Origin of the sequence: uncultured Veillonella sp. (genome assembly GCF_937981445.1) — a bacterium.
Taxonomy (GTDB): Bacteria; Bacillota; Negativicutes; order Veillonellales; family Veillonellaceae; genus Veillonella_A.
On record NZ_CALJON010000049.1, the window covers coordinates 1 to 3056 of the forward strand.

4 protein-coding genes are annotated in these 3056 nt (G+C 38.6%); all 4 read right to left on the reverse strand.

The features are described 5' to 3' along the window. On the reverse strand, positions 1 to 670 hold a 670-nt coding region (locus Q0376_RS07820; RefSeq protein WP_298706234.1), incomplete at its 3' end, for a protein kinase domain-containing protein. A 10-nt stretch (positions 671 to 680) separates the two neighbouring features. Beyond that, entirely contained in the window at positions 681 to 1382 is a 702-nt protein-coding gene (locus tag Q0376_RS07825) for a Stp1/IreP family PP2C-type Ser/Thr phosphatase (RefSeq protein WP_298706237.1), read from the reverse strand. 35 nt (positions 1383 to 1417) lie between these two features. Continuing rightward, positions 1418 to 2506, reverse strand: coding sequence for a 23S rRNA (adenine(2503)-C(2))-methyltransferase RlmN (gene rlmN / locus Q0376_RS07830; protein WP_298706240.1), 1089 nt, complete (start codon positions 2504 to 2506; stop codon positions 1418 to 1420). Between the two features lie 2 nt (positions 2507 to 2508). Further along, positions 2509 to 3056 (reverse strand): RsmB/NOP family class I SAM-dependent RNA methyltransferase (locus Q0376_RS07835; protein ID WP_298706242.1); only part of this gene is annotated, 548 nt, incomplete at its 5' end.

Sequence of the window (3056 nt, forward strand, 5' to 3'; positions counted from 1 at the left end):
TAATAGGCGTATCACCATCATAAGGAACGCGGCCAGTTAACATTTCATATAATACGGCGCCTAAAGAGTAAATATCAGTACTACCATTAACTGGTTTACCACTGGCTTGTTCAGGTGATAAATAATGAGCCGATCCCATTATGGAATTAGTATACATAATAGTATTCCCTGCATTCATAGCCCGGGCAATACCAAAGTCAGTTACCTTAATACGGCCACTAGTAGTAATAAGCACATTATGAGGTTTAATATCACAGTGCACAATGCCCATAGCATGTGCATGTTCTAAGCCTTCCGCAATGGCGATGGTAAATTTTACTGCTTGGTCTACTGATATTTGTTTGTGATTTACAATATATTCTTTCAGTGTTTGACCTTCTACATATTCCATGACGATGTAATTATAGCCCTGATCAAAACCCACATCATACATGCTAACAATATTGGGATGGTTAAGCTTGCCTGCGGCCTGAGCTTCACGTTTGAATTTAGCTACGAATTCTTCATCGCCTGCAAAATTGGCATGTAAAATTTTAATCGCTACAATGCGTCCTAATAAGGTATCCTTACCTTTAAATACATCGGCCATGCCACCGACGCCTATTTTTGAAATTATTTCATACCGATTGTCAAGGACTAGACCTTGCAGCTTCGTTTGCATTTCTTTCATTATATATACCTCACTCCATGGTACCTACTACAATCGTCACATTATCTTTGGCCCCTTCGTCATATACAAGGCTCATTAAGTCCTCCAATAAACGCTTATCATCAGGCTCATGGTTAAATTCAGCTTCAATCCGTTCTGTTGAAATATAACCAGTTAAGCCATCAGAGCACAGCATAATGCGGTCACTGGGCGCTAATTCATAGATACCGCCATCAACCTCTACTGTGGGCTCTACGCCAACAGCGCGGGTTAATAAATTGCGTTGCGGATGATTAATCATATCCTGCTTCTCCAGTTCCCCTGCTTCATATAAAGCTTGTACCATAGAATGGTCGGTACTAATTTGTTTTAATTTGTTGTCACTACATACATATAGACGACTATCACCAACATTGGCCCAATAAAGAGTATTGTTGTATATATAAGCAACTACTACCGTTGTGCCCATGCCTTCTAATGCGGGAGTTTCTTTTACTCGATTAAAGACATCTTCATTGGCTTTATTGATATATTCTTTTAATTGCTCCACCGTAGGTTCTTCGCATTGACGCAATTGGCTAGCTAAGGAATCAACTACCATAGTACTGGCAATTTCGCCCCCTTTATAGCCTCCCATACCATCTGTTACGATGGCGAAGTTCCCTTCTATATAGAAGCGATCTTCATTGCGTTGACGCACCAAACCTATTTTACTCATACCTACAATATTCATAGGGCCTCCTTTTTTTGATAATCTAGCTTGGCCAATTAGCGTTTCTTTTCCATTTCTTCAGCAATGCGAGAGCCTTCTTTGGCTGTTTCATTAGCGCCCTCTTTTGCGTGCTGGATTTTTAATTGACCACATGCAGCTTGAATAGCATCGCCCATTTCTTTACGCACTGTGACAGAAACACCATATGAAGCAACTATGTTTTTAAATGCTTCAGTATTTCGTTTTGATGGTTTAAATAAATGAATATGCTCATTACCATTTACAGGAATGAGATTTACATTACAGTTAGGGAATGATTTAACTAATTCTCCTAGCTCATGTGCTTGTGCTATAGAAGAATTAATGCCATCAATCAGTATATATTCAAATGTAACGCGGCGATCTGTTTTTTCATAATATGTTTTAACAGCGTCCATTACATCTTTTAATTCATAATAACCGCCAATAGGCATAATTTCCCGTCTAATCGTATCATTAGGGGCATGTAAACTTAAGGCCAAGGTAATAGGAATACCTTCATCAGCGAGTAAGTAAATGTTCTCTACAATACCACAGGTCGATAAGGTCATGCGACGGTATCCAATGTCAAAAGACTCTTTTTCATGCAAAAAGCGTAAGGCCTTAATTGTATTGGCATAATTTTGTAGAGGCTCACCAGCCCCCATGACTACGATGGAGTGAATGCGCTCTTTTAAAATAGCCCCAAATAATAAGACCTGCCCTACAATTTCATGGGCTTCTAAATTGCGGTATAAACCACCTGTTGTAGAGGCGCAAAATATACAACCCATGGCACAGCCCACTTGGGACGAAACACATACGGAATTGCCGTAATGTTGTTTCATAAGTACTGTTTCTACCTGATTATTATCAGCAAAACGAAGTAATAATTTTTTGGTTTGCCCATCAGGTGCTGTTTTTTCAGTGACTACCGTAGGAATACTAATTTGACAATTGTCTTGTAGCCATAAGCGCATGCTTTCGGGCAACTGTTTCATATCTTCAAATTTAAAGATATACCGTTTGTAAATATAATCCATGAGCTGCTTAGCTCTGAATTTAGGAAAACCATGTTCCACCATTAAGGCTTGGATTTCACCTAAATTTTTACCTAATAGTTCCATTCTTATAGTTCCTTTTTTCTAAGACGTGCTATGAAGAAGCCATCCATTTCATCACGATGAGGCCATAGGGTAATCATAGGTCCTTGTATCTTAAAAGGCATCAAGGGGGCCGCATCTTCTAATATAAAATCATCATGAGATGATAAAAAGGTGTCTATGACATTTTCATTTTCTTTTTTGTTAATTGTACAAGTAGAATACACCAAGATACCACCAGGTTTGACTACCTTCGCGGCACTATTTAAAATCTCCACTTGCAAACTAGGAAGTTCATCTAATTGTGATTCTTCTTTTTCCCAGCGCATATCTAACTTTCGTTGTAATATGCCAAGACCAGAGCAAGGCACATCAGCTAGGACTTTATCAAACTGATTATACCATTTTTCAGGTAGTTCAGTGGCATCTAAATTTGAAAAGCCTATATTAGTTAAACCTAAGCGTTTTGCATTAGCTTCCATTAAAGCAATTTTATGTTCATGCACGTCATTGGCGATGATATGGCCTTTATTTTTCATTAAAGTACCCATATGCATAGTTTTGCCCCCAGGAG

What these genes read in the sequence shown, in the direction of transcription:
- Q0376_RS07825 (WP_298706237.1), bottom strand. Translation starts at nt 1,382, where the DNA reads ATGAATATTGTAGGTATGAGTAAAATAGGTTTGGTGCGTCAACGCAAT.
- rlmN (WP_298706240.1), bottom strand. Translation starts at nt 2,506, where the DNA reads ATGGAACTATTAGGTAAAAATTTAGGTGAAATCCAAGCCTTAATGGTG.